The sequence below is a fragment of the Parerythrobacter aurantius genome (genome assembly GCF_045291475.1).
GTDB classification, from domain to species: domain Bacteria; phylum Pseudomonadota; class Alphaproteobacteria; order Sphingomonadales; family Sphingomonadaceae; genus Parerythrobacter; species Parerythrobacter aurantius.
The window spans coordinates 2,574,573-2,598,358 of sequence record NZ_CP147985.1; the positions used below are offsets into that span (position 1 = coordinate 2,574,573).

The 23,786-nt window shown below is 64.5% G+C and carries 18 protein-coding genes; 6 read left to right on the forward strand and 12 right to left on the reverse strand.

Features of this window, described 5'->3' with window-relative positions; translation table 11 throughout:
• The first annotated feature begins 11 nt into the window (after window positions 1-11).
• The 3 genes from pstB (at window position 12) to phoB (ending at window position 2,227) form a co-directional block, all read left to right on the forward strand.
• Entirely contained in the window at window positions 12-782 is a 771-nt protein-coding gene (gene pstB / locus WAB17_RS12815) for a phosphate ABC transporter ATP-binding protein PstB (RefSeq protein WP_435419390.1), read from the forward strand.
• Window positions 782-1,447, forward strand: a complete 666-nt coding sequence (gene phoU, locus WAB17_RS12820; RefSeq protein ID WP_435417733.1) for a phosphate signaling complex protein PhoU — start codon at window positions 782-784, stop codon at window positions 1,445-1,447. Before pstB ends, phoU begins: the two co-directional genes overlap by 1 nt.
• A 90-nt stretch (window positions 1,448-1,537) precedes the next feature.
• Window positions 1,538-2,227, forward strand: a complete 690-nt coding sequence (phoB, locus tag WAB17_RS12825; RefSeq protein ID WP_435417734.1) for a phosphate regulon transcriptional regulator PhoB — start codon at window positions 1,538-1,540, stop codon at window positions 2,225-2,227.
• A 15-nt stretch (window positions 2,228-2,242) separates the two neighbouring features.
• Here phoB and WAB17_RS12830 read toward each other — a convergent pair whose 3' ends face one another.
• The 6 genes from WAB17_RS12830 to WAB17_RS12855 all read right to left on the reverse strand — a co-directional run bounded on the left by WAB17_RS12830 (window position 2,243) and on the right by WAB17_RS12855 (window position 11,727).
• Window positions 2,243-2,941 carry an extensin-like domain-containing protein gene (locus tag WAB17_RS12830; protein ID WP_435417735.1) on the reverse strand — a complete coding sequence of 233 codons (699 nt, stop codon included), beginning with the start codon at window positions 2,939-2,941 and terminating at the stop codon, window positions 2,243-2,245.
• A gap of 14 nt (window positions 2,942-2,955) precedes the next feature.
• On the reverse strand, window positions 2,956-6,585 hold the full coding sequence (locus tag WAB17_RS12835) for an error-prone DNA polymerase (RefSeq protein ID WP_435417736.1): 3,630 nt from the start codon (window positions 6,583-6,585) through the stop codon (window positions 2,956-2,958).
• A gap of 1 nt (window position 6,586) precedes the next feature.
• The gene (locus WAB17_RS12840) at window positions 6,587-8,017 is read right to left on the reverse strand and encodes a UdgX family uracil-DNA binding protein (RefSeq protein WP_435417737.1); all 1,431 of its coding nucleotides are present in this window, start codon (window positions 8,015-8,017) and stop codon (window positions 6,587-6,589) included.
• Between the two features lie 118 nt (window positions 8,018-8,135).
• Window positions 8,136-9,380 carry a putative DNA modification/repair radical SAM protein gene (locus WAB17_RS12845; RefSeq protein ID WP_435417738.1) on the reverse strand — a complete coding sequence of 415 codons (1,245 nt, stop codon included), beginning with the start codon at window positions 9,378-9,380 and terminating at the stop codon, window positions 8,136-8,138.
• Between the two features lie 51 nt (window positions 9,381-9,431).
• Window positions 9,432-11,036, reverse strand: a complete 1,605-nt coding sequence (locus tag WAB17_RS12850; protein ID WP_435417739.1) for a DUF6504 family protein — start codon at window positions 11,034-11,036, stop codon at window positions 9,432-9,434.
• Window positions 10,918-11,727, reverse strand: coding sequence for an ImuA family protein (locus tag WAB17_RS12855; RefSeq protein WP_435417740.1), 810 nt, complete (start codon window positions 11,725-11,727; stop codon window positions 10,918-10,920). Before WAB17_RS12855 ends, WAB17_RS12850 begins: the two co-directional genes overlap by 119 nt.
• 120 nt (window positions 11,728-11,847) lie before the next feature.
• On the opposite strand from WAB17_RS12855, the gene WAB17_RS12860 reads away from it, so the two are divergent.
• Window positions 11,848-12,330: a pyridoxamine 5'-phosphate oxidase family protein gene (locus WAB17_RS12860; RefSeq protein ID WP_435417741.1), complete on the forward strand. Its 483-nt coding sequence runs from the start codon at window positions 11,848-11,850 to the stop codon at window positions 12,328-12,330.
• A 65-nt stretch (window positions 12,331-12,395) separates the two neighbouring features.
• On the opposite strand, the gene WAB17_RS12865 is transcribed toward WAB17_RS12860, so the two are convergent.
• Window positions 12,396-13,970, reverse strand: coding sequence for an amino acid permease (locus WAB17_RS12865; protein ID WP_435419391.1), 1,575 nt, complete (start codon window positions 13,968-13,970; stop codon window positions 12,396-12,398).
• Window positions 13,971-14,104: 134 nt separating this feature from the next.
• On the opposite strand from WAB17_RS12865, the gene panB reads away from it, so the two are divergent.
• Both panB and WAB17_RS12875 read left to right on the forward strand, forming a co-directional pair.
• Window positions 14,105-14,974 (forward strand): 3-methyl-2-oxobutanoate hydroxymethyltransferase, encoded by an 870-nt coding sequence (gene panB, locus WAB17_RS12870; RefSeq protein WP_435417742.1) that lies wholly within the window; start codon window positions 14,105-14,107, stop codon window positions 14,972-14,974.
• 57 nt (window positions 14,975-15,031) lie between these two features.
• A complete protein-coding gene (locus WAB17_RS12875; protein WP_435417743.1) occupies window positions 15,032-16,081 on the forward strand; it encodes a DUF475 domain-containing protein in 1,050 nt (349 codons plus the stop codon).
• Here WAB17_RS12875 and WAB17_RS12880 read toward each other — a convergent pair.
• The 5 genes from WAB17_RS12880 to WAB17_RS12900 are packed head-to-tail and all read right to left on the reverse strand — an operon-like array spanning window position 16,074 to window position 23,719.
• Window positions 16,074-17,042: a bile acid:sodium symporter gene (locus tag WAB17_RS12880; protein WP_435417744.1), complete on the reverse strand. Its 969-nt coding sequence runs from the start codon at window positions 17,040-17,042 to the stop codon at window positions 16,074-16,076. The two genes, WAB17_RS12875 and WAB17_RS12880, sit on opposite strands and share 8 nt — an antisense overlap.
• 45 nt (window positions 17,043-17,087) lie before the next feature.
• Window positions 17,088-18,815, reverse strand: a complete 1,728-nt coding sequence (locus WAB17_RS12885; protein WP_435417745.1) for a tetratricopeptide repeat protein — start codon at window positions 18,813-18,815, stop codon at window positions 17,088-17,090.
• Between the two features lie 42 nt (window positions 18,816-18,857).
• A complete protein-coding gene (prsR, locus tag WAB17_RS12890; protein WP_435417746.1) occupies window positions 18,858-20,222 on the reverse strand; it encodes a PEP-CTERM-box response regulator transcription factor in 1,365 nt (454 codons plus the stop codon).
• Window positions 20,223-20,225: 3 nt separating this feature from the next.
• The gene (gene prsK / locus WAB17_RS12895; RefSeq protein WP_435417747.1) at window positions 20,226-22,337 is read right to left on the reverse strand and encodes an XrtA/PEP-CTERM system histidine kinase PrsK; all 2,112 of its coding nucleotides are present in this window, start codon (window positions 22,335-22,337) and stop codon (window positions 20,226-20,228) included.
• Window positions 22,334-23,719, reverse strand: coding sequence for a TIGR03013 family XrtA/PEP-CTERM system glycosyltransferase (locus WAB17_RS12900; protein WP_435417748.1), 1,386 nt, complete (start codon window positions 23,717-23,719; stop codon window positions 22,334-22,336). The genes prsK and WAB17_RS12900 overlap by 4 nt, the downstream gene beginning before the upstream one ends.
• Between the last annotated feature and the right edge of the window lie 67 nt (window positions 23,720-23,786).

Here is a 23,786-nt window from a genome sequence, read left to right on the forward strand (position 1 = left end):
GCATTCACAACATGGAACAACCGTCCAATCCCAAGATGAGGGCGACGGACGTCTCGGTCTATTATGGCGACAAGCGGGCGATCAACAACGTCTCGATCGCCATTCCGGCCCAGTATGTGACCGCCTTCATCGGGCCGTCGGGGTGCGGGAAATCCACCTTCCTGCGGGCGCTCAACCGGATGAACGACACCATCCCGTCGGCGCGTGTCGAAGGGCTGATCGAACTCGACGGGGAGGACATCCACGGCAATGCGATGGACGTGGTGCAGCTTCGCGCCCGCGTCGGCATGGTGTTCCAGAAGCCGAACCCGTTTCCCAAGTCGATCTACGACAACATCGCCTACGGTCCGACCATCCACGGTCTTGCCAACGACAAGAGCGAACTCGATGCGATCGTCGAACGGTCGCTGCAGAGGGCCGGCTTGTGGAACGAGGTGAAGGACCGGCTGCAGGAATCGGGTACCGCGCTTTCCGGCGGGCAGCAGCAGCGCCTATGCATCGCGCGTGCCATTGCCGTCGATCCCGAAGTGATCCTGATGGACGAGCCCTGCTCCGCTCTTGACCCGATCGCCACCGCCAAGATCGAGGAGCTGATCGACGAATTGCAGGGCAATTATGCCATCGTGATCGTCACCCACTCCATGCAGCAGGCCGCGCGCGTCTCGCAGCGCACCGCGTTCTTCCACCTCGGTGAAATGGTCGAGTACGGACCGACCGAAGAAATCTTCACCAATCCGCTCGAAGAGCGTACCAAAGACTACATCACCGGACGATACGGATAATGAACGACCATACTGTCAAAGCCTTCGACGAAGACATCACCCGGCTGCGCGGCCTGATCGCGGAGATGGGCGGTCTGGCCGAGATCGCACTCCAGGAATCACTCGCGGCGCTCGTCAGCGGCGATGTGGAACGCGGAACGAAAGTCGTGAAGAGCGACAAGGCGATCGATGCCATCGAGGCCGAGGTCGACAAGCTCGCCGTTCGGATTATCGCCCTTCGGGCCCCGATGGCGGACGACTTGCGTGAAGTCATCGCCGCCCTGAAGATCGCCGGCGTGATCGAACGGATCGGCGACTATTCGAAGAACATCGCGAAGCGCGTCGGCCGTATCGAAGGCCACGAGCGCTTCGAGCCGCTGACCTTGCTGCCCGCCATGGCCGACATCGCGGCTGAAATGGTCCACGATGTGCTGACGGCCTACTCCGCCCGCGATGCGGCGCTTGCGGTTGAGGTCATCGCGACCGACGAGAAGGTGGACGCATTCTACAACAGCATATTCCGCAATCTGGTCAGCTACATGGTCGAGAATCCCGCGACCATCTCTAGCGCGGCGCAGCTGCTTTTCATCGCGCGCAATATCGAGCGTATCGGCGACCATGCGACCAATGTGGCAGAAATGGTGCACTTTGCCGCGACCGGCGATTATCCGGCCGATAAGGACTGATCGCTGACGCGGAACTGTAACGGGTGCAATATTCCTGACGCCGGATTGCCATAAAGGCCATTCCCAAGCTAATTGTATGGGGTGGTACAGGTGCCGTCAGCGAAGCTCCTCCTGGTAGAGGACGATCCTGCTCTTTCGGAGCTGTTGGAATACCGTTTCAAAAACGAGGGGTACCACGTCCGGACCACGGCCGACGGCGACGAAGCGCTTTTGATGGCAAGTGAAGACGTCCCCGACCTGATCCTGCTCGACTGGATGATCGAGGGAACCAGCGGGATCGAGGTGTGTCGCCGCTTGCGCCGTGACAAGACGACAGCCCATGTGCCGATCATCATGCTGACCGCCCGGGAGGCGGAAGACGACAGGATCAGGGGGCTGGATACCGGCGCGGACGATTATGTCACCAAGCCGTTCAGCCCGCGCGAGCTTCTCGCCCGGGTCGCAGCGGTCATGCGCAGGATCCGACCCGCCCTCGCCGGCGAGTCGGTCCAGGTCGGCGATATCCACCTCGATCCGGTGGCGCACAAGGTGAAGCGGCGGGGCGAGGTTCTGCAACTGGGCCCCACGGAATACCGCCTGCTCAAGTTCTTCATGGAAAGCCCGGGGCGTGTCTTCAGTCGCAACCAGCTGCTCGACGGTGTGTGGGGCACCGGAAGCGATATCGAGCTGCGAACCGTCGACGTGCATATCCGGAGGCTGCGCAAGGCCATCGAACTGCCGGGTGCAGACGATCCCATCCGCACCGTCCGGTCGGCCGGCTACGCGCTCGAGTCGACCTGAGCGCCCACGGCGTTTTCAGCGGCAAACTGACGAGAAGCCCCAGGCCTTCTGGTCAAGATGGAAATGATCGGCGTGGGCGGTATTGTAATCCGGTGACAGGACAGTCCCGAACGCGTCGCATGCCGATGCGCGGACTTGCCTGAGAAATTTCGCCTCGGGTCCCGAGCCCGGCCAATCCGCCAGCACGGATATGCGCCTGCCGTCGGCCAGCACGAAGCCAGCGATGTCGATCGCGTTGCCGGTCGCATGTTCGCTCCAGGGGCCTTCGGATCCGCCATAAAGCCGTCGGCAGCTGTAGGAGCCGAAATGCTCGATCTGCGCGACCTCCTCTCCGAAAATGGTTCGGGCGGCCGGCTGCACCCCTCGATCAAGCCAGATTTGTAGTCCCGCGGCAACGGCGCACGTGGTCGGCGGCTCGGCGGGAGACAGCGGGTATTCCGTCAGTATCGTGCGGTCCGCCCGGCGGCACGGTCCGTCTCCTGCCGGCCCCAGCACTGTGAACGCGACGGTGCTGCGTTCGAGCACGGCGCGGCACAATGCCGCATCGTCGCGCAGGGCGACTAGCTTGCGCTGCGTTGCCCAGCCCGGTGGGTCGCGCAGGTCCAGCGGTGCCCAGGGATTGTGTCCGGGATTGTCCCTGATCCATTCGCGGGCTGCGAGGCCGAGCGCCACCAGCGCGGCCAGCACGAGCGCAATCCTTAAGAGGCGCAGCACGGGCGAGGGCTTGCTCAGTGGAAGTCTCGCGATCTTGGGATGATGCGCGCATTGCGGGGATGGCCGCGAGCCTCCGGCAACTGGTCGATCAGGTCGCGTGGCCGGAACTTGTCGGTTCCGGCCTCCTCCTGCCAGGGTTCGACCGGATTGTACGCGGACCCAGAAACGCCTTCCAACATACTGGAAGCTTTGTGTTTTTGTGGCAGAGGATTGTTGACATGGTCCGCCCTCGCAAGCGGCGCACGCAACATGTCTTCCGACAGCCGGGCAAGCTGGTGCGTCGCGTCCGTCATGTGCTGGGCGATGACATGGATCACTTCGTCGTCATACTCCACCCGGCCGCGGACCTCCATCAGGCGCGAACCCATGACCACACGGCGTTGTTTTTCCTTGAGATCGGGCCAGACGACCAGGTTCACAACCCCGGTCTCGTCCTCCAGCGTGATGAAGCATACACCCTTGGCGCTGCCGGGCCGCTGCCGGATCAGGACCACGCCGGCCACCTGCACCATGGAGCGGAACTTGCGCTCGCGCAGGTCGGCGGCGCGCACGAAGCCGCGCTCGGCCAGTTCGGGCCGCAGAAACGCCATCGGATGTGCTTTCAGGCTGAGCCGCGTCGTCTGGTAATCGGCGACGACCTCTTCGCTGAGCGGCATGGCGGGGAGCATGGTGGCTTTACGCTCGGCCCCCTCGTCGCGTTCCTGTGCGGCGCGGAACAGCGGCAGGTCGGGCGCGGCAACCAGGCTGCGCGCGTCCCACAAGGCCTGGCGCCGCGACAGTCCCATCGATCCGAAACAGTCCGCGCTGGCGAGCCGTTCGACATGCGCCGGGCCGATGCCTGCACGGTCCCGCAGCGTCATGACGTCATCGAAAAACCCCAGACTTTCGCGGTTTTCGACAAGCTTTGCGGCAACATGCTCGGGCAGGCCATCGATTTGCCGCAGGCCGAGGCGCAGGGCGATGTGGCGGTCGAAGCGACCCTCGCGTGCCTCCTTAACCTCTCCCACCTGCTCCAGCGTGCAGTCCCATTGCGACCGGTTGACGTCAGCCGGCAGCACCTTGACGCCATGTTCCGCCGCGTCGCGCACGATCTGTGCCGGGGCGTAGAAGCCCATCGGCTGCGAATTGAGCAGCGCGCAGGCAAACGCGGCGGGGAAATGGCATTTGAGCCAGCTCGAGACGTAGACCAGATGCGCGAAGCTTGCCGCATGGCTTTCCGGGAAGCCGTATTCGCCGAAACCGCGGATCTGGTTGAAGCAGCGCTCGGCAAAGTCGGGATCGTAGCCGCGCTGCACCATGCGGCCGACCATCATGTCCTGCAGTTCGTCGACCATGCCCCGGCTGCGAAAGGTGGCCATGGCCTTGCGCAGACGGTTGGCCTCAAGACTGGAGAACTTCGCTGCGTCGAGCGCGATCTTCATCGCCTGTTCCTGGAAGATCGGCACCCCCAGTGTGCGGCCGAGGATGCTGGAGAGCTCGTCAGGCGGGCCATGCTCTGGCGATGGCGCGGGGATCTGCACCTGCTCCGCCCCCCGGCGCCGCTTGAGATAAGGGTGGACCATGTCGCCCTGGATCGGCCCCGGGCGGACGATGGCGACCTGGATGACGAGGTCGTAGAACTCGCGCGGGCGCAGGCGCGGGAGCATGTTCATCTGCGCACGGCTTTCGACCTGGAACACACCCAAGGAATCCCCCTTGCGCAACATGGCATAGGTTTCGGGATCCTCGCGCGGGATGCTGGCCAGTTCGAGCCGTCTTTCGTGATGGTTTTCAAGCAGGTCGAGGCATTTCCTGATGCAGGTGAGCATACCCAGCGCGAGCACATCGACCTTAAGGATGCCGAGCGCCTCGATGTCGTCCTTGTCCCATTCGATGAAGCTGCGATCGGGCATGGCGCCGTTGCCGATCGGCACGGTTTCGGTCAGCGCCCCTTCGGTCAGGATGAAACCGCCGACATGCTGCGACAAATGGCGCGGCATTCCAATCATTTGACGGGTGAGATTCAGCACCCGCCTAAGCTGCGGATCGGTAACGTCCATGCCGGTTTCGCCGACATGCTTCTCGCCGATCTCACGCCCCCACCCGCCCCACACGGTGCGGGCAAGCGCGCTGGTGACATCCTCGCTCAGCCCCATTGCCTTGCCCACCTCGCGGATCGCCATGCGCGGGCGATAGTGGATCACCGTGGCGCACAGGCCCGCGCGGTGACGGCCGTACTTCTGGTAGATATGCTGGATAACCTCTTCTCGCCGCTCGTGTTCGAAGTCGACGTCGATGTCCGGCGGTTCCTTGCGTTCCTCCGAAATGAAGCGGTCGAACAACAACTGGTGCTTGGCCGGATCGACGCTGGTGATGCCGAGCACGAAGCACACGGCCGAATTGGCCGCGCTGCCCCGTCCCTGGCACAGGATCGGCGGGTCAACACCTTCGCGTGCAAAATCAACGATATCCTTGATGGTGAGGAAATAGCGCGCGAGGTCGAGCTTCTCGATCAGCGCCAGTTCGCGGTGCAGGGTCTCCCGCACAATATCGGGTAAACCATTGGGATAACGCGTTTTCGAGCCTTCCCACACCGAATGTTCGAGGAACTGCTGTGGCGTCATGCCGTCAGGGTAGATCTCCTGCGGATACTCATATCTCAGCTCTTCGAGATTGAAATTGCAGGCATCCGCCACTTCGCGCGCTGCGCGGATGGCATGCGGCCAGCGGGTGAAGAGGTGGCACATCGTCTCGGGCGGCTTGAGGTAGCGTTCGGCATTGCCGTGGAGCAGGTGCCCCGCCCTCGCTACGGTGGTCTTGTGCCGGATCGCGGTCATGACATCCTGCAAGGGACGCCGCTCAGGTGCATGATAATGCACGTCATTTGTTGCCAGCAGGGTAAGGCCATTGGCCTTCGCCAAGGCATCGATCCGGTCGATCCGCGCAACATCGTCGCCGCAGTACAGATAGCTGGCGGCCAAGTGGCGGAGGGTCGGCAACTGGCGGACAAGGTGGGGGAGAATATCCGGGAAGCTCCCTTCAAGCATCACTTTCGCGTCACCCCGGCCTCCGAGCCGGGGGCCCGCTTCCTCTTGCGGAGCACCCGAAGAAAAGCGGGACCCCGGGTCAAGCCCGGGGTGACGGAAGGGAATGATATTGCTCGGGACGGCAATGGTGAACTTGCCCTCCAGGTCATCGGGCGGCAGCAGGATCAGCTGTACCCCCTCGCCATGTTCGGCCAGCATGGCGAGCGAAATGTCGCATTGCCCCTTGGCCTGCCATTCGCCGTCGAGCGTCGCCATCCGTCCGGCGCTGATCAGGCGGCACAGCCGGCCGTAGGCGGCGCGGTCGCGGGGGTAGGCGAGGAATGCGAGCCCCTCGACCGTCTCGATCCGCGTGCCGATCACGGGGCGCAGTTTGAGCGTCTGGGCCTCGGTATGGATGCGCACCACGCCCGCCATGGTGTTGGTATCGGCGATCCCGATCGCGTCGTAGCCATGGCTGCGAGCGGTCATCACCAGGTCGACCGCATCGCTCGCCCCGCGCAGGAAGCTGAAGCAGCTGACCAGCCCCAGCTCGACGAAGGGCGCGCGGCTTGGCGGGTCTATCGCATCGGGACCGAGCTCGATCCGGCGCTTGTCAGGGGTGAGCGGTTGGTCGGGCATGTCACGCCGCCAGCTCCGCCAGGCGCGCCTTCACCGTCGCCAGATCGCGCGCGAACAGCGCCGCCTGCTCCTCCGCCGCTGCACCGTCGAGCCGCAGCAGGTAGGACGGGTGCGCCGTCACCCACAACTCGCTGCCATCCTCGAGAGCGATCGGCGCGCCGCGCACCTTGGCCATGCTGACCGTCTTGCCGAGCAGGCTGCGCGCCGCGCTCGCCCCCAGCGCCAGCACCAGTTTCGGCTGCACCAGCGCGCGTTCGCCCTCCACCCACCAGCGGCAGGTGTCGATCTCCTTCGCGGTCGGCGACTGGTGCAGGCGGCGCTTGCCGCGCATGACGAACTTGAAGTGCTTGACCGCATTGGTGAGATAGGCGCTGCGCCGGTCGATCCCGGCGCGTTCCAGATGACGGTCGAGCAATTGCCCCGCCGGCCCGACGAACGGCCTGCCCTGCTGGTCCTCCTGGTCCCCCGGCTGCTCGCCGACGATCATCAGGCTGGCCGTGGAAGGCCCCTCGCCCATCACCGCCTGGTTGGCGAGGCACCCGATCGCGCACTGGCGGCACTGATGGATGGCCCGCTCGATCGCTGCGAGGCTCTCGGGCCGATCCGCCAGCTCCCGCGCACCCGCCGCCACCATTGCCGCCTCGCGCGATTGCGCCCCGGCGATGAGTTCGGGAATGAGCGAGGCTTCGGGCAGGTTCTTCCAGTACTTCTTGGGCATTTCGGAGAGCATCGCCCCGACCTTCAGCCGCGCCGGATTGAAGATCGAGGCATAATAGGTCCGCCACAGATCCTCTGCCGGATCGCCCTGCGGTGCGTCGGACTTCTGCGCCGGCGGGCCTTCGCGCATCGTCTCGCCGTCCCAGTGCAGCGTCCCGCGCGGGGTCAGGATCGACCAGCGCATATTGGCGAAGCGACGTTTGAAGAAGCCCGCATTGGCGCGCAGGATGTGATGATCGGGCTCGAACCAGGCGACGTAATGCTCGCCGCCCTCATCGTCCTGCACCTGCCGGAAACGGACGAAGGCGTGCATCTTGTGGCTGTCGCGCCGCACCGCCTTGGCGAGATCCTCGATCCGGCGGACATCGGCATCGGCGCCGTCCTCCAGCAGGCGCGGGTTCGACTGCTGCCGCCAGACCAGGCGATAGAGCAACGCGAACCGTTCCGGATCGGAATGCAGCGCGGCGTTCTGGACCAGGCTGAGGAAGCGCTTGCTGACCCGGATCGGCCGCGCATCGGCAGGCGGCACCGGCAGGCGCGTATCACCTCCGAACAGATTGCCCGCCCCGCCCGGTTCGATCCACGCCACCCGGTCGGGGGGAACGTCGCATTGCACCAGCTGCCGCGCCCGCTCGCGCCAGAAAGCGAAATCGTCGGGCCGCGGCAGATTGACCGCGTAATAGGCACCGAGGCGGACGTTCTGCATCACGGTCATGCCGCCTCAAATCCCACCTCGTCATTGCGAGCGAAGCGAAGCAATCCAGAGCGTATCGCGCGACCACCTTGGATTGCCGCGTCGCTTCGCTCCTCGCAATGACGGCGAAGAATGAGGGTCATGCCGCAAACAGCTCCAGCTGTTCCTCCTTCGGGGCCAGCATCCGGCGCAGGTCCGCACGGTCGGTGAGGTAGGTCGGGCGCCAGTCGCAGGTGACGATGAACGGGCGCACCTTGGCCAGCGAGACCGTCAGCAAGGCGACATCGTCGAGCCGCAGCGTCCGGTGCCGCCGTGCGGCGAGGATGCGCCCCACCGCCCGCGTCCCCAGCCCCGGCACGCGCAAGAGCTGCTCTTTCGATGCGCGGTTGACGTCGACCGGGAAGTTCTCGCGGAACTTCAATGCCCAGGCCAGCTTGGGATCGATATCGAGCGGCAGGTTCCCGTCGGCCTCCGCCGCCTGCACGATCTCCCCCGGGCGGAAGCCGTAGAAGCGCATCAGCCAGTCCGACTGGTAGAGCCGGTGTTCGCGGATCAGGGGCGGTCGCCGCAGCGGCAGTACCGCGCTCGCATCGGGGATCGGGCTGAAGGCGCTGTAATAGACCCGCCGCAGCCCGAAAGCGCCGTAGAGCCTGCTCGCCTTGCCGACGATATCGGCATCGCTCGCCCCGTCGGCCCCGACGATCATCTGGGTGGATTGCCCGGCCGGGGCGAAACGCGGCGCATGGCGAAAGCGCTTCCTCGCATCCTTGGCCTCGACGATGGCCGCCTTCGTCCCGCCCATCGCACCTTCGATCTGCTTCGCGTCCTTGTCGGGCGCGAGCCGGGTCAGCCCGGCTTCGGTCGGCAGCTCGACATTGATGGAGAGGCGATCGGCATAGAGCCCGGCCTGGCGGATCAGTTCCGGGTCCGCCTCCGGGATCGACTTCAAATGGATGTAGCCGCGAAAGTCGTATTCCTCGCGCAGGATCCGCGCCGCTTCGACCAGCTGCTCCATCGTGTGGTTGGAGCTCTTGATGATGCCGGAGGAGAGAAACAGCCCCTCGATATAATTGCGCTTGTAGAAGCTGATGGTGAGGTCGGCGATTTCCTGCGGAGTGAAGCGCGCGCGGCGGACATTGCTGCTCTTGCGGTTGATGCAATAATGGCAGTCGAAGATGCAGTGGTTGGTCAGCAGCACCTTGAGCAGGCTGATGCAGCGACCGTCCGGTGCGTAGGCATGGCAGATGCCCATCCCCTCGGTCGAGCCGATACCCTTTCCGCCGAGCGAGTTTTTCCTGGCCGTGCCGGACGAGGCACAGGAGGCATCGTACTTGGCGGCATCGGCGAGGATTTCGAGCTTCTGGAGGATGGTTTGCGACGACATATGTTCCTTATATGTTCCATCTCCGCGTAAAGCCAGAACATATGTTGGATTTCAGGCCCCCAGCCCCTGCAGATACCAGTCCGGCAAGCCCCCGCGCCCGTCGCCGATCAGGCCGTGGCGATAGATCCAGTAGCGGCGGCCCTTGCTGTCCTCGATCCGGTAGTAATCGCGCAGGCGGACCGTCGAACGTTCGCGCCACCATTCGGGGGCGATCCGTTCCGGCCCCTCGACCCGCACCACTTCATGCACCTCGCCGCGCCAGCGGAAGCGCTGGGGATAGCCGTCGGGCGTGGCATAGAGCACCGCGATGGGTTCCGCCCGGTCGAGCAGCTTGAGCGGGCGCGTGTGGAAGCGCAGTTCCTCCTGCTCCGCCGGAGGAGGCGCGAGCGGCGGTTGCCAGCGTTGGGCGCGTTCGGGGATATGGCTGCCGAAGGGCACCGGGCGCTGCACCGCGCGTGGGCCTAGCCGTGTGGTCAGCCGGTCCACGAAAGCCGCCAGAGAGGTGCCGTGCTCCTCTGCGGCGGCTTCGATATCGCCCTGCGCCAACGCCAATGGCTCGGCCCAGCTGGCGCGCAGGCGGACGGTCTCGATCCCGAAGCCGGCATCGATGCCTTCGAGCTTTTCCGAGAACAGCCGGCAGATATGCGCCGCATCGCGGGTTGCGGCGGCGAGTTCGAGCCGCCTGACCACGACCTCGCCATCGACCCGCCACAGGCCGAGTTCGAGCCGCCGCGCGCCTTTGGCCTGCCCCTCCAGCTCGCGCGCCATGTCGGCGGCGAGGTCGGCCAGCACCTGGTCGAGCAGGTCGCGGTGGCGGATCGGTTCCATCAGGCGGCGCTGCACCAGCGGGTCGTGTTCCGAGACGACCGGCAACAGCGGTTCCGGCACGCGGCCGAGCAACTGGTCCATGCGGATCAGCGGATTGGCGGCGGGCGAGCGGCGGTTGCGGAACCGGCGCATGATCGCGTCGCGGCCAACCGTTCCGAGCTCGCCCAGGCGTTTGAGGCCAAGGCGGCGCAGGATGGTGATGACATCGTCGTCGAGCCGCAGCGCCGCGACCGGTAGGTCCGAGAGCCGCGCCTCCACATCGTCGCCGGGCGCAAGGATGCTGCGCGGCGGGCCGTAGTGCGCCAGCGCCCAGGCCGCCCCGGCGGTGGGCGCGATGGCGAGCCGGGCGGCTATCCCGCGCTTCTCGAACAGCGCCTGCGCATCGGCCAGCAGCTTCGCCTCGCCGCCGAACAGGTGGGCGACGGCAGTGACATCGACGATCACCCCGTCAGGCGGGTCGAGCGCGCTCCACGGTCCCCAGCGCTGCGCCCACAGCGCGAGGCGTTCCAGCGCGTCGAGATCGCCGGCGGGATCGGCAGAGGCAACCTTGAGCGATGGACATAGGGTGCGCGCATCGGCCAGCATCATGCCCCGGCGCGCGCCCGCAGCCGCGCCGGCATCGTTGGTGGCGTCGATCCGGGGGCCGTGGGCGGTTTCGGTGATCAGTGCCAGCGGCTCGGCATCCGCGCCCTCGCGGCGGGCGCAGCCTTCAGCCAGCCGCCAGCGGTCGATCGCGAGACGCGCGCACCAGATGGAAAGGATTCGCCGCGGCGGCGCGCCCTTCCCCGCTGCCATGCGCACGCCCGGCGACAAGTCCTGTGCCGTCATCGTGCAATGTCCATTCGCCCGGCGCGTGGGAGCGCGCGCGGAACAGTTCGGCCTTCCAACTGGGTATGCCAGGTGCCTGCGGGTTCCATTCGGGTGCCGGCGACGGCGTGCTGTGCACCTCCCAGCGCAGCCTTGCCGAAGACAGCTCGCGCGCCGCGTCGAGCCGCACCAGCCACAGCGCCGAGCCGTGCTTTTCCGCGGCGAGGCTGAGGCGGCGCGAAGCGGTGAAATCGAACGCCTTGGGGTTTCCCGCCAGTTCCCCGATCACGCAGGCGATTTCGCGGCAGCGCAGCCCCTCCTCCAGCGCGAACAGCAGGTCCTGCGGCTTTTCCGCGAGGACATGGATCAGCCGGTGGTGCACCGCCTGCGGCAGGCCGGGGCGATAGGGCCGCCCGGTCAGCCGTGCCGCCGCCCGGTCCTGTACCCACAGGATGGTGCGGCGATCCTCCCTCTCCGCGCCCTCGCCCACTGCCTGCGAGCGCAATTCGTCGAGTGCCAGCGACAGGGCCAGCCCCGCCCCGCTGCCATCACGTCCGCTGGCGAAGACCTCGCTATTCCGCGCGAACTGGCCCTGCCCGGCGAGGCCTGGTCGCCAGCGATTGCTGCGCACGGCAGACAGTGCCGCCATATCGGCCGCAGTCATGCGGAAATGGCTGCGAGAAGCAGGAGGGGACATGGCGGAACGACTCATATGTTCCTTTTATGTTCCATATTGCCCGGCTTTGCAATTCATCGCGCTACGGCCCTCCGGTCAGGTCCGGAACAGTCGCCCGTGCCAAAGGTTGGTAAATAGCAAGAAGGAGAATCCCCGATGACCGAACAAGCAACCCCCGACGAACTGAAGCAGAAGTTCTGGCACGCCCTGGCAGACTCGCCGTTCCTGTTCCTCCAGCTCGATGGCCGATCCGACACTGCCGTTCCGATGTCGGCCCAGCTCGACAAGGACGCCGACAGCGCCATCTGGTTCTTCACGCAGAAGAACAGCAGCTTCGCCCAGCTCGGCCCTGTCACCGCGAGCTTCGCCGACAAGGGACACGACCTGTTCGCCCGCTTCAACGGCACGCTGGCGGTCGAAACCGACCAGGACCAGTTCGACAAGCTGTGGAACAACTTCGTCGCCGCGTGGTACGACGGCGGCAAGGACAATCCTGATATCCTGTTCCTGCGCATGGACCTGGGCAATGCCGAGATCTGGAACGGCGATCTCGGCCTCGTCACCACCGCCAAGATGGCGCTGGGCATGACGGTCCACGACGAAGCCGAAAAGCAGCACGTGGCCGCAGTCGCGCTCTAACATCACCTGCAACGAAAAAGGGCCGCTCCCCGGGGAGCGGCCCTTAGTGTTTATGCCCGAGGCGTTCAGGTCTTGGGATCGATAGGCAGCATGGTCTCCTCGCCAGCCACATCGTCCACCACCTCGACAATACCGCGTCCCAGATGGCTCCGGCTGCGACTGTAGCCGAAGTAGACAAGGCAACCGACAGCCGTCCAGATCGGCAACACCAGCATGGCATCCAGTGGCAGGTTCAGGAACAGGAACAGGCAGCCGGCGATGGTCAGCGGACCGATGATGGCAAGACCGGCAACCTTGAAGGGGCGTTCCCGGTCCGGCGCCTGCTTGCGCAGCAGCATGACCGCGATGGCCACCATGAAGAACGCATAGAGCGTCCCCGCATTGGCGATATCCGCCAGCGCGCCGACCGGCAGGAACGCCGCCGCTACGGCCACGACGAGCCCGGTGATGCCGGTGACGATATAGGGGGTCTTCCAGCGCGGATGAACTTCGGCCAGCTTTTCCGGCAGCAGGCCGTCGCGCGCCATCACGAAGAAGATGCGGGTCTGGCCGAACAGCAGGATCAGGATCACCGAAGGCAAGGCAAGGAAGGCAGCGATGCCGAGCATGTTGCCGATACCCGAGAACCCGATCTCGCGCAGGACGTGGGCAAGGGCCTCGTTCGAACAGACGAGCTGACTGGCATATTGCGGCAAGGCGCACTGGCGGGCAAGTTCTTCCGAACCGGCAGGGAACGGGATACCGTTCGGCCCCATGATCGGTTGACCGCCGATGGTGCCGACGGCACCGGCAGCGACGAGGATGTAGAAGATAGTGCAGATCAGCAGCGATCCGACCAGTCCGATCGGGACGTTGCGCTGCGGGTTCTTGGTTTCCTCGGCAGCGGTTGAGACCGCGTCAAAACCCACATAAGCGAAGAATATCGTCGCCGCCGCGCCGACCGCGCCGATGCCGGTACCGAAGCCGCCGAACACGCCGGCAGGGAGGAACGGGTTGAACTTGTCCGGGTCGAAATAGGCACTCGTCAGGGTAAGACCGATAAAGGCGGTAAGCGCCGTAATCTTGATCGCCACAAGCACGGCGTTCACGCGCGCGCTCTCGGTCGTCCCGATCATAAGCAGCCAGGTCACCAGCAGCGCGATGACGAGAGCCGGCAGGTTGATGAAACCACCTGCAGCACCGCCAAGTGCGAGCGGCCCGGCGCTGAGCCAGGCGGGCAATTCTATTCCCAGGAACTCGTTCAATATCGTCCCGGTAAAGTATCCGGACCACCCCACCGACACGGCCGAAGCGGCAATCGCGTATTCCAGCACGAGAGCCCAACCGACGGTCCAGGCGAGAAATTCGCCCATGGTGGCGTAGCTGTAAGTGTAGGCCGACCCGGCCACCGGGATCATTGCGGCGATTTCGGCATAGCACAGGGCAGCGACGATGCACACCGCCCCGGCGATGATGAAGGCAAGCATCAGACCCGGTCCGGCCTTCTGGGCCCCGGCCGATGTAAGAACGAAAATACCGGTGCCGATAATGCAGCCGATACCAAACAAGGTCAGCTGCAACGCGCCGAGCGAGCGGTGCAGCGACTTCTTCTGCGCTGTCGCCAGAATGGCGTCGAGCGGTTTGATCCTGTCTAGGAACATCCAGATTTCCCTCATTGTTGCGCACAGGCCCCCGCCTGCGCGTCGGATGGCGCTGCACGCTAGCGATTGGATTCGCGAGCACAAGGCGAAACTGCGGGGTTTCCCCGCTTTCGCTGGCGGTCTAATACCCGGCCATGTCGACGACATTCCAGCTCGATACGAGCACGAGCCGCGCGAACCCCACGCCCGCCCCCATGAAGCGACTGACCGTGCCCGGCGTGAGGGCGCGCAAGAAGGACGGGGTGACGGCCGAGCCGCTCGTCATGCTCACGGCCTATACGGCGCGCCAGGCGCAATTGCTCGATGCCCATTGCGATATCCTGCTGGTCGGGGATTCGCTCGGGCAGGTCATCTATGGCCTTCCCTCCACTATCCCCGTGACCTTGCGGATGATGGCCGATCATGCCGCAGCCGTCGTGCGGGGCAGCTATCACTCGGTGGTTGTGGTCGATATGCCCTTCGGGTCCTACGAAGCCTCGCCGCAGCAGGCGTTCGAGAGCGCCAGCTTCCTGCTCAAGGAAAGCGGTGCGGCAGCGGTCAAGCTGGAGGGCGGCGCGGCAATGGCGGAGACCGTTGCCTTCCTCAACCAGCGCGGGATACCCGTAATGGGGCACGTGGGACTGACCCCGCAAGCGGTTAATGTCCTCGGCGGATATGCCGCACGGGGGCGCAGCGACGCCGAAGCCGACAAGATCGTCAGCGATGCAAAGGCGCTCGACCAGGCCGGCGCCTTCGCCATCGTAGTGGAAGGGGTGGTCGAACCCATCGCGATTGCGGCCACAAACGCGGTATCGTGCCCCACCATCGGGATCGGTGCATCGGCCCGGTGCGACGGGCAGGTGCTGGTGACCGAAGACATGCTGGGAATGTTCGAGCGTGTTCCGCGGTTCGTGAAGAAGTACGGCGATATAGCCGGCGTCATCGAAGCGACCGCCAAGACCTATGCCGAGGAAGTCCGTTCCCGCCAGTTCCCCGGAGCCGAACAGACCTACCAGCCCAAGTAGTTGCCGTGAGCCCGACATTCGCCTAGCGGGCCGCGAACTGAATAACTCGGGGCACCCATGCAAACGCTATATCGCTACTACGGATTCTCGTTGGTCTTCACCATCGTCTGCCTCGGCCTCGGGCTGTGGTACGGTTGGGAAAGCACAGGCTCGGTCGCGGGCACGGCGAGCATGCTGTGGATCATCGTTGTCCTATCCGTGCTGGAGATATCGCTCAGCTTCGACAATGCGGTGGTAAACGCGTCCGTCCTGAAGGACATGGACGAGGTCTGGCAGAAACGCTTCCTGACCTGGGGCATTGCCTTCGCCGTCTTCGGCATGCGCATCGTGTTCCCGCTCGCCATCGTCGCCATTGCCGCAGGCATCGGCCCGCTCGAGGCAATCGACCTGTCCCTTAACCAGCCCCAGGAATACGAGCGCCTGGTAAACTCCGCCCATGTCGGGATTGCCGGCTTCGGCGGCGCCTTCCTCGCCATGGTCGGGCTCAAGTTCTTTTTCGATGCCGACAAGGAAGTGCACTGGATCGGTACGGTGGAACGCTTCCTCGCCCGCTTCGCCTCGCTCCCCGCGGCCGAGATCGCGATGCTGCTGCTGGCCATGTGGGGCATCTCCACCATGCTACCGGACGCCGATGCGCTGACCTTCCTTGTTTCAGGGTTGCTTGGTCTCGTCACATTCATCGCCGTAGAAGGCGTCAGCACGATGCTGGAAATGAAGGAAGAGGCAGCGCGGCTCCAGGGGGCGGTGGTCCGCAGCGGCTTTGGCGGCTTCCTCTACCTCAATATTCTCGACGCCAGTTTCAGCTTCGATGGCGTGATCGGCGCTTTCGCACTTTCGAACAACATGATCGTCATAGCGCTCGGCCTGTCGATCGGCGCCATGTTCGTGCGCTCGATGACGATCCACCTGGTCAAGCAGGGGACTCTTGCCAACTATCGCTACCTCGAACACGGCGCGTTCTGGGCGATCATCGTCCTCGGCGCGATTATGCTGCTGTCGGCACGCTGGCACATCCCCGAAACCATCACCGGCCTGATCGGCGCGATCCTTATCGGGCTCAGCCTCTGGTGGTCCGTGCGGCACAACAGGGCAAACGGGGCTAGCTAGTCCCTCCGCGCGCGAGGGACGCTGCCAGTGGTGCAGCCGCGACAAGCTGCAGCAGGTGATACAGCAGCAGAGGCGCCAGCACGAAGCCGGCTGCATTGGCCGGAAGCAGCAGGGCCGCCAGTGGGGCGCCCACCGCGACGCTTTTCTGGCTGGCGGAGAACAGGAATGCTATGCGGTCAGGCCGGAGGAAGCCCAGCGCCCCTCCGGCCAGCCACGCGCCTGCATGGGCGGCAACCAGGTAAAGCACCACCAGAGTGACGAGGCCAGCCCATGTGGAGGCGTCCATGGTGCTGGCAATGCCTTGTTCGACCGCTCCCGAAAGAGCGACATACACAGCGAGGCCGATCACGATCCGGTCAAGCCAGACCGTCTGCGACCGGTGCCTTTCGATCCATCCGCCGAACCATCCCTGCATCGCCTGGCCCAGGACAAAGGGAAGCAGCAGCAGGGCGGCAACGCGCAGTATCACGCCTGTATCGAAAGCGATATCGACGCCTCCGCCAAGAACGGCGAACAGCGGCGCGGAGATGACCACGCCCGCAATGTTGAGCAGCGCAGCCCCAATGACGGCGAGCGAAACATTGCCCCCTGCCATGACGGTATAGGACGTAGCGGACTGGACCGTGGACGGTAGCGCACCGAGAAAGAGGAAGCCGAGTGCGATCGACGCCGGTAGCCATTGCGCGGCCCAGTACGAAAAGCCGAGACCCAGCAATGCCATAATGCCGAAGACCCAGAGCGCCAGCGGCAGGAAGAAGCGCCAGTTGCGAAGGCCGGCTGCGATATCGCTCCTGCGTATGCGCAGTCCGTTCAGGTAGAACAGCAGGAAAATGCCGGCGCTCGATATCCAGCTGGCTGCTAGCTTGCCGGAACCGGTGGCGGGTATCGCCAGGGCACCAAATGTTGCCACGGCAAGGACCGCAATCATCGGATCGCGCAAAATGCCGAGCAAGCGAAGCATGGCCGTTCTGTGCCTAACGCCGGACCGCTTGTCGAGGACGCAGCGTTAGCGCATCGCGATGCGCGCGGTGCCGCCGGATTTGCCGAGTTTTGCCAGCAATGCTGTTTTGAGGCGGCCGTTGCCGACCAGCGCCATGGCCTGCACGCTGGCGGGATGGCCGGGCTGCAATGCCATAGCCCTTCTGGCCATGCTGTCCGCCACGTCCCGCTGGCGCATCCGCATTGCGACAACGGCTCGCAATGCGAGGATTTCGGGATCGCTGCCGGCTCCTGCAGCAAGGGCGTGATCAAGCAGTGCGGCCGATGCTGGCAGATTTCCGCGATCATGCTCCACGCGGGCCAGTACGACCGCCGCTTCGACGGCGCCGGGATGCCCTGCAAGGTAGTTGCGGAGGATGGCGATCGCCTCCTCCTTGCGGCCCACCGCCTGAAGCGCTGCAAAGCGCTTGCGCGCAAGCAGCCACGGTTGACGGATGGTTGCCGATTGGCGGTAATAACCCAGCGCGGCCCCGACATTTCTTGACGCCAGTTGCGCGTCGCCGGCCAAGGCGAGGGCGTCGGCAGAACCGGGAAAGCTAGCCAGAAAGCGGTTGGCTGCTTGCACCGCACCTGCCGGATTGCCGGAACTGATAAGCGATCGGACCGAGGTGAGTGCGTCGAGCGCATTTGCCGGATTTCCCGGCATGATGGTGGCGGTGTCCCGTTCGGGCGCCAGCGCAATCAAATTGCCTGTCTGCGGCCTGTTGGCCAGATCGAGCAGCGAAGCCGCTTCCTTGCGCTGCCCGAGCGCTTCGTGCGACCGCGCAACGAGTGTCCGGAAATAGGGCGATGCGCTTTCGAGCCGCGCCGCCTTGTCGAATCGGTGAACCAGCTCCCGATGGTTGCCCGCTGTCGCAAGGGCCCGGGCGAGCAAGTCGCGCACGCGGCGATTCTCAGGCTGTTGCCGGTGCAGACGGTCGAGTTCCTGCGCCGCGCTGGCAAAATTGCCGTTTTCCAGGTCCACGATACCGGCAAGCAGGCTGCCGGCCGCACTAGCTTTCACATCGCTGCCGGCGCGGGCCAGCAACCTTTCCGCCAGGGAAAAGTTGCCGGACCTCGCTGCCAGCACCGCCTGCAGGAAATAGGCGCGCTGGTATCCGGGATTGCGCTCGGTGATGGCGCGGAGCACCTCGAGCATCTTGGTAGCCTTGCCAGCCTCGCCGAGCGTTGCTGCATATTCCGCCTGTATGTCGAGATGGCCGGGCTGCGCTGCCATCGCTCTCTCGAACCACGGGAGGGCGGCATGGGCGCCTTGCGAATCCCGCGCGAGTTGCCCGCGGAAGAGAAGCGCATCGGGCTCTTCGGGACCCAGTGCAACGGCTTTGACCGCTGCATCGACTGCCATCGCCTGTTCGCCGCCGCGATATCTCAACCGACCGATATCGACCCATAGCCGCGCGCTTTCGGGCGCGAACTGCAAAGCGCGATCGAAGGCCTGACCGGCGGCCGGCAAATTGCCTTCGCGCATTTCGAGCCGTCCGAGAATGTGAAACCCACGGCCCGCATCGGCCGGCGAGAACTGTCCGCTACCAAGCCAGTGACGCGCTTCGACCAACTGCCCCTGCAACAGTTCGGCTTCGCCCATGAGTGCGGCGATTTCGACCTTCGGGGTTCCGGCATCCAGCATCTCGCGCAGTGCCAGCTCAGCGCCGAAGCCGTCGCCTGCTGCCAGCGCGGACTTCGCGCGATCGAGTGGCTGCTGCGGGGCCTCCGCCCGGTCGCAGCCGCCGCTCACAAGCAGTGCAAAGAGGACGAACCAATACCGCACGCGCGATCCTCAGGCCTGGAGATCGTATTGCTTGAGCAAGTCGTACAAGGTCGGACGACTGATGCCGAGCATCTTGGCCGTGCTCGAAATATTGCCTTCGCTGCGTGCCAGTGCATGACGGATGACACGGCGATCGGCCAGTTCGCGCGCGGCCTTGAGGTTCAGCACATTGCTGCCGTCGCCATTGTCCAGCGGCAGGTCGAGGTCGCTTGCGCTGACCAACCGGGCATCGGCCATGATGACGGCCCGCTTCACGCGATTTTCCAATTCGCGCACATTGCCCGGCCAACTCCAGCCGTCGATCGCGGCCAGCGCATCGGGCGCAAAACCTTTGACCTGCGGGTTCATGTCGCGCGCGAACCGGTTAAGGAACGCCTTCGCCAACAGAGTGGCGTCGCCCGGCCGGTCGGCCAGCGAGGGAACCTTGATGACGATCTCTGCCAGGCGATAGAACAGGTCTTCGCGAAACGTGGCGGCCGCGGTCATCGCTTCGAGATCCTGATGCGTCGCGCACACGATCCGGGTGTCGACAGCGATTTGCATGCGCCCCCCGACCCGTTCGATCGTCCGCTCCTGCAGGAACCGCAGCAGTTTGACCTGCAAGGGCAACGGGATGTCGCCGACCTCGTCAAGAAACAGGGTGCCGCCATGGGCTTGCTCGATCTTGCCCTCGGTCGTCTTGACCGCGCCGGTGAACGCCCCCTTTTCGTGCCCGAACAATTCGCTTTCGAGCAGGGTTTCGGGGATGGCGGCGCAGTTGATGGCAACGAAATTCGCATCGCGCCGGTTGCTGGCTTCGTGCAGGCCGCGCGCGAGAAGTTCCTTGCCGGTGCCGCTGGCGCCGAGCAAGACCACCGATACGTCGGTATCCGCAACCCGCTCGATCGTGCGGGCGACCTTGGCCATCTCCGGGGCGGCGGTGATCATGGTGCCCAGCACCTTGCGCTCTTCGCCGATCTTTTGTGACAGTCGCCGGTTCTCGCGCTCGATCGCATGCAGGGCAAAGGCACGGCGCACGATGAGCCCGAGCTGATCGATATCGACCGGCTTCTGGTAGAAATCATAAGCGCCGTGAGCGATGGCCTCGAGGGCGCTTTCCTTTGCGCCGTGCCCGGATGCAACGATGACCTTGGTATCGGGCTTCATCGCCATGATCGCATCGAGCACGGCAAAGCCCTCGCTGGTCCCGTCCGGATCGGGCGGCAAGCCCAAGTCGAGGGTCACAACTGCGGGTTCGTCTGCCCGCAAGGCCGCAAGGGCCTGCTCGCGCGTGCCGGCGATGACGACATCGAAATCTTCGTAAGCCCATTTGAGCTGGGCCTGGAGGCCGGGATCGTCCTCGACGACCAGCAGCTTGGGTTTGCTGTCTGTCATTGCTTAAGCGACCTCCTGCGATGGGCCGGTTTTCAGGAACCGCGCCGCCTGGGCGAGCGGGATGGAAATGGTGAAGCGCGTGCCGATTCCGGTGCGGGACTGGACATCGAGCCGCCCCCCCATCGCGCGCACGAGTTCGCGCGCTTCGAAGGCACCGATGCCGAAGCCGCCGTCTTTCGACGACACGAACGGCTTGAACAGCCGGGTACGGATGAATTCGGCATCCATCCCGCAACCGCTGTCGACAATCTCGATCCGTGCAATGAGACCGTCGGTCGACACGTCGATGCAGACCGGGATATCCGCGTTGCTGGCGTCGACCGCATTCTGCACGAGATGCACGATCGCCTGTTCGAGCGCGTCGGGATCCGCCAGGACGCAGCAGGGATCGAGCCTTGTCGCGGACACCTGGTGGACCCCTTGGAATCGCTCGGCAACCCGAACGGCCAAAACCCCGAGATCGGTTTCAACCAGTTCGGCAGGCTGCCCGGTCCCCGTACCGTAGCGGCCGAGGCGCGCGAGCAATTGCGTGAGCTTGTCGGATCCGCTCCGCAGTGTGATCAGCATATCCTTGCGAAATTCCGGATTCTCCGCGTGCCGCTCGGCGTTGCGGGCGAGCAGGGAAAGCTGGCTCGCGAGGTTCTTGATGTCATGCATGACGAACGCGATCCGCCGGTTGAAATCGTCGAATTTCGCCGACTCCATCAGTGCGCCGTGGCTTTCGTGTTCCGACAGATAGCTGGCCAACTGGCGACCGACGACCTTGAGGAGGTCGAAGTCCTCCCAATCGAGCGCGCGGTGGTGTGGGGAACGGGCAAGAAGCATTACCCCGCCGAGCCGGTCGAAGTGGATGAGGGGCACAACGACCCAGGCCTCGGCCAGGGCTTGTATCGTGTCGGGCAGGACCGGCATATCCTTGCCCGCAAGTTTCCCATGCGCGCCGATCTCGATCACAAAATCCTCGCGCTCGAGCCAGCTGGTAAAGTCGGCTGGCAGCGCCGGCAGTTCCCGGTCGGCAGTCGGCCAGTTCCAGTTTGCGGCTTCGCGAAACATGCCGTCTTCGCCCGGCAGGCACAGGATAGCCGCAGGACTGTCGACGATATCTGCCATAGCCTTGGCCGAGCGTTCGAACAGGCTCTGGCCGCCTCGGCCGTGATGGCTGATCGTACGGGTCAGCCGCATCCATTCCTCTCGGTAGTCGTACCGATGCTGGAACAGGTGCTTGAGGGCAGTCACCCGCAGCCATCCCCGCAGTCGCTTGGAGGGAAGCCACAAGAGCGTGACTGTCGCCGCAGTGAGCAGGAACGCCACTTGGGCCAGTCGTCCCAGGTCACCGCCGATCGTGGCCACCAGCTCGGCCGCGACGAACATGACAATGAGATAGACACCAATCACCAGGAGCGAGAGGCTCTGGAAGGCGACCGACTGGCTGGCGCGGAGCTTCCTGCCCGCCAGGCCGTTGCTGACGCCGAGAACCAGCGGAACCGCCATGAGGCCGGCGATTGCTCCGCGAACCGCGATGAATTGCGGGACAGCTGCGCCTGCCAGATAGGAGACGACGTAGTGGTTCAGTTCGAAGGCCCAGAAGCCTGCCAGTCCCGACGCGCTCCAGCGCACGGCATCGCGGGTATCGGCCGCCGCACCGACGTACAGGTTGTGCAGCAGCACAAGAGCGCCGACGGCGACGAGAATTTCGAACAGCGCGCTGATCTGCCGTGTTGTTTCGACGATTGCGGTGCTGAGCGGCCATTCTATGGACACGAACAGCAAGGCCGGCTGCATCATTTCCACAAAAGCAAGTGCCATGACCACCGGTCGCACCTCGGCCATGCTGAGGTCGCGACCGTCGTGTGCGAACAGGCGGTAAACCACGAGCAGCCAGGAGAGGTCCCGCGCTGTCTCAGCTAGCGAGGCCGAGGCGGACTCGGGGCCGTAGGCTGCGACCAGGGCTGCCCACACGCAGGTGAGCGCGAGCGCCATCATCGTCGGCCGCCGGTCGCTGCGCTTGGCATGGGGCCGGCGCACTAGCCATACCAGCGCGAGAATGCAGGCAGCCGCGCCGGCCAGATGCAGCGCCTGGGAGGCCAGTATCCAGATGCCGGGTACGCCCGTCATCGCGCCCCTTCCGACCAGAGGATGACGCGCAGCGTCTGCAAGAGGATCAACAGGTCAAGAAACGGCGTGTAGTTCTTGGCATAGTAAAGGTCGTATTCCAGCTTGTGACGCGCATCCTCGATGCTGGCGCCATAGGGGTAATTGATCTGCGCCCAGCCGGTTATGCCCGGTTTCACCATGTGACGTTCGGCATAGTACGGCAGTTGCTGTTCCAGCTCGTCGACGAACTTGGGCACCTCGGGCCGAGGACCGACGAAGCTCATTTCCCCTTTGAGCACGCTCCAGGTCTGGGGCAACTCGTCGATGCGGACCTTACGTATGAACCGACCGAGGCGGGTAATGCGCGGATCGTCTTTGCTGGCCCATTTGGCGCCATCTTTCTCGGCATCGGTCCGCATCGAGCGCAGCTTGATGACATCGAAAACCTGGCCGTAGAGGCCGATGCGCGGCTGCCGGAAGAACGCGGGTCCTTTGCTGTCGAGCTTAACGGCCAGGGCAAATATCGCGATGACCGGGAATGTCAGGGCCAGCAGCAGGCCGCTCGCAAGAATGTCGAATACACGCTTGGCAGCACTGGAAAGGGTTCTCCCGGCGCTGAAGCCGTCGGAGAAGATCAGCCAGCTTGGATTGACGGTATCGAGGTCGACCCGCCCCGTCTCGCGCTCGAGGAAACTCGAAAACTCGTTGACGTGAACGCCCTTCGTCTTGATGCGCAGCAAGTCCTTCAGCGGTAGCGAATTGCGCCGCTCTTCCAGCGCCAGCACCACCTCGCTGGCCCCCAGGTTGCTGACAAACAGGCCGAGATCATGAATGGCGTCGCGTGCAATCGCCTCCGGCACTTCGCGCACTGCATCGGTCATGGAGATATAGCCAACGATGACGAAGCCGCTTTCGGGCCGTGCAGCGAGATCGGCGAGCCGCTTGGCGCGCCCCCCTGCCCCGAGGACGACGACACGGCGACGGAACGCGGATGTGCCGAGCAGGCTCGCAAGGATCAAACGGTTCACGATGAGCACGCCGATCGACAGCATCATCGCGTAGAACAGTGTGGAGCGCCAGAGAGCCGAACCCGGTAAAATGAAGTCGAGAACGGCCATGGCGATTATGCCGAGGCTGATGGCGACCAGCAGCCTGGTGCCGGCATATTGCATAGACCGCAGCGCCTCTGCTCCGTAGACGCCGACCGCGATCATGGCAGTCCAGACGATCATGGCGAAGTTGAGCAGCGGCCATATCCGTTCCGAGAACGGTCCTGGGTCAATGTCGATCTGCGAAGAGCGCACGACCCATGCGATCTCGCCAGCCAGCAGGAGCAAGGCAAGGTCGAACAGTCCCAGAAGAAGGACTGCGTGAGGTATGTAATGCTTGAACAGGCGGATCATCTCTCTGCCCTGCACTCCTTGCCAATCGACCGGAGCACTAGGGCAGAGAAATGAAATGTCGGTAAAT